This window comes from Ruegeria lacuscaerulensis (assembly GCF_013031245.1).
GTDB classification, from domain to species: domain Bacteria; phylum Pseudomonadota; class Alphaproteobacteria; order Rhodobacterales; family Rhodobacteraceae; genus Ruegeria; species Ruegeria lacuscaerulensis_C.
This window is the reverse complement of record NZ_WPZL01000088.1, coordinates 1-2,417: the sequence shown is the minus strand read 5'-3', so window position 1 is coordinate 2,417 and position 2,417 is coordinate 1. Positions and strand designations below refer to the sequence as shown.

2 protein-coding genes and 1 pseudogene are annotated in these 2,417 nt (G+C 54.9%); 1 reads left to right on the top strand and 2 read right to left on the bottom strand.

Going from position 1 to position 2,417, the window contains the following annotated elements; translation table 11 throughout:
- Positions 1–400, bottom strand: a pseudogene (locus GOX66_RS25390) (hypothetical protein); the annotation flags it as partial.
- Between the two features lie 523 nt (positions 401–923).
- On the opposite strand from GOX66_RS25390, the gene GOX66_RS25385 reads away from it, so the two are divergent.
- Positions 924–1,589 (top strand): hypothetical protein, encoded by a 666-nt coding sequence (locus GOX66_RS25385; RefSeq protein ID WP_170766684.1) that lies wholly within the window; start codon positions 924–926, stop codon positions 1,587–1,589.
- 625 nt (positions 1,590–2,214) lie between these two features.
- Here the strand turns inward: GOX66_RS25385 and GOX66_RS25380 are convergent.
- The coding region (locus tag GOX66_RS25380) for a DDE-type integrase/transposase/recombinase (RefSeq protein ID WP_170766683.1) at positions 2,215–2,417 on the bottom strand (203 nt) is incomplete at its 5' end.

Below are 2,417 nucleotides of genomic sequence, written 5' to 3'. Positions count from 1 at the left end.
CCAACCAGGAGGCGATGCGCCGGTCCAGGGTTGACGGCGCCGGGCAGGCCAGCGATTTGCGCAAGCCTTGTGCAATCAGCGCTTCCGCGGTCCGGCGGGCACGGTCCCCGAGCGGGGCGTCACTGAGATCCCGGGCGTGATCGAGGATGAAGGCCAGCGCCGTGGCCTCAGTTTCGGGCCAGTCCAGCGCCGCGCCAACCCGCGCCTCTTTCCACGCGGTGATGTAGAGCAGGTCGCGCTCATAGGCCCTGAGCGTGTTGGCCGGTGTGCCACGGATATAGAGATCGGTGAGCGCGTCCTGATCCGCCTGTGACAGGGCTGGGGAGGGGACAGGAAGATAGGGCGCGGGCGGCTTCATGGGTGCTATTCTGCGCCCATTTCCCGGCAAAATCAATAACACGTAATAAGCGATACTTATCAAGTATAATGGTGAATTGGTGGTGTGACGAAAGTAACGATCAAAATAGTCTATTTTTGCGCGTAAGGCGGGTGGGGGGTTTGCAACACACTAAAACCAGGAACATGTTGTCACGATACCTAAATTGCTGGACGCTCGCTTCTATGGGTCGACAAAATCAGTTCTTGACTGTGCAAAGAGTGTAGCATGGCTCGCTTGGCATGGGGTCGGCGAACGAAAATGATGCATGTTCGATCTTCCTTGTTTCGCCAAAATGGAATCGTCGTTGCGTTCAACCACTGCGAAACCGTGTGATTGACGAAGTTCAAAGTATCGTCCCTTCACGGCGACTTAGCTCTGTCCTAGACTAGGCGATCTCTTTTTGCCGAGCACAGGTTCAGTGTTCAGCGCAGCCTGATCGAACAGACTCCGTGACCGCCGTAATTCGCGCTGAAGATCACAGAACTTGCAACTGGTAGCCCCATGAGTATCGACGCGGAGGAGCCTCGGGGGCAAACTGAGGGAAATGAATAGATACTTCGCGATCAACATGCCTTTCTGGCGCTTCGCTCGGAACACTCTAATCGTCAGTTGCGCGGCGCTGATCCCCTTGTTGCTGGTCTTCGTCCTACGCACACCGGGCTTTGCAACACACTTGCTGAACAACGGCGCGGCGTCCAATCGGTTTTTACGTCAGGTGATCACAAACGGGCTGCCTGTCGTGTTTGCAGTGAACTATCTCAGTTTCTTTCTTTTTGCTGTTGGTGCAAATGCGCGGGGCAGGGGGCCCTTGCCGACTTTTTATGTACTGATTGATCTGTTGCTCCGGACTGTTCTGTTCATCATACTGCATGCTCTGATCTACGCACTGTCCGCCGACTGGTTCGGATCCTTCGGTGGTGATCCCGTTGTGGCTCTGCAGGTGGTCGGGCCAACGCTGGTGAGGTCAGCCTATTATGAGAACATCTCGGGTGTTTATCTATACGCCGCCCTCGTCGGAGCCCTGCCGCTGTATTTCGAAGTTATTCAAAGCCAGATCACTCATGGCGCGGGAATTCTGGCTCAAGTGGCGGGCCGCCTACCCGCGAAAGCCGGACCTGTGATCCTAGCCCTGATATTGATAGCAGTGTCGGTGGCCACTCTCACCGGGGTGGCTGCGCTGATCGTTCGTCTTCAGTCGATTTGGGGTTGAACAGTCGGAATGTCTTGCGGATCACGAACGACACCGTGTAACCGCGTCTAAGCTGGCGCCCGTACAGATCCCGGTACATTCAGATCATGGCCTCGACACCCAAGGTTGTGGTCGCCAAAGCGTCGAAACAGATATCTCAACCCAATCCCAACGCTCCCAAACTGGCCTCGGCGTAGGGTCGAGTAGGCGCTGAAATTCAAAAAAGCTTGATGCGACGCTATGGTCTGACAGAAGGTTTGCTGACCGATCTGTTTTCTTAATATCATGCGGTTCTGCTGGAAATCGGAGCAGCAGACCTGCAACGCACAGATCTATGGCCTAACAATAGGGTCCAGAATTCACGTTTGCCCTTCCGATGACAAGAACGCGCGAAACGACGTCTAAGTAGAATGCGAAGTTTGCGGAAATTTGCCGCCGTCCTTGCTTCGGTCTACAACCTGTTCGCATCCGAACGTGGCCTATATTCCATACCCAACTTCGCTCTTAGTCGCGTCATTGCTCTTGCCGCGTGGCGCGTTTTCCTTGCGGCATTAGGGACAGCCATCCTGCCGTTGGAGAGACTGTTTCGCATGGTTTTGTTGCAAAGATTTGAGCCCGTTGAGTTGTTTCAGCAACCGCATGTGCGTCAGTTGGCGAGCTCAGCGAACTGCTGAAACGGACAGAGTCCGGGTGTGATTTGACCTTTGCGGATCATGTGCGCCACTTCTATTCCGTCGAGCATTGCCGCCGCTGAAGCAAAGGCCTTGAACCCCAGCATCGGGCGGGTTCGTCTTTTGATGAAACGGTGGTCCTGTTCCACGATATTGTTCAAGTATTTCCGCCTCACCA

What these genes read in the sequence shown, in the direction of transcription:
- GOX66_RS25385 (WP_170766684.1), top strand. Translation starts at nt 924, where the DNA reads ATGAATAGATACTTCGCGATCAACATGCCTTTCTGGCGCTTCGCTCGG.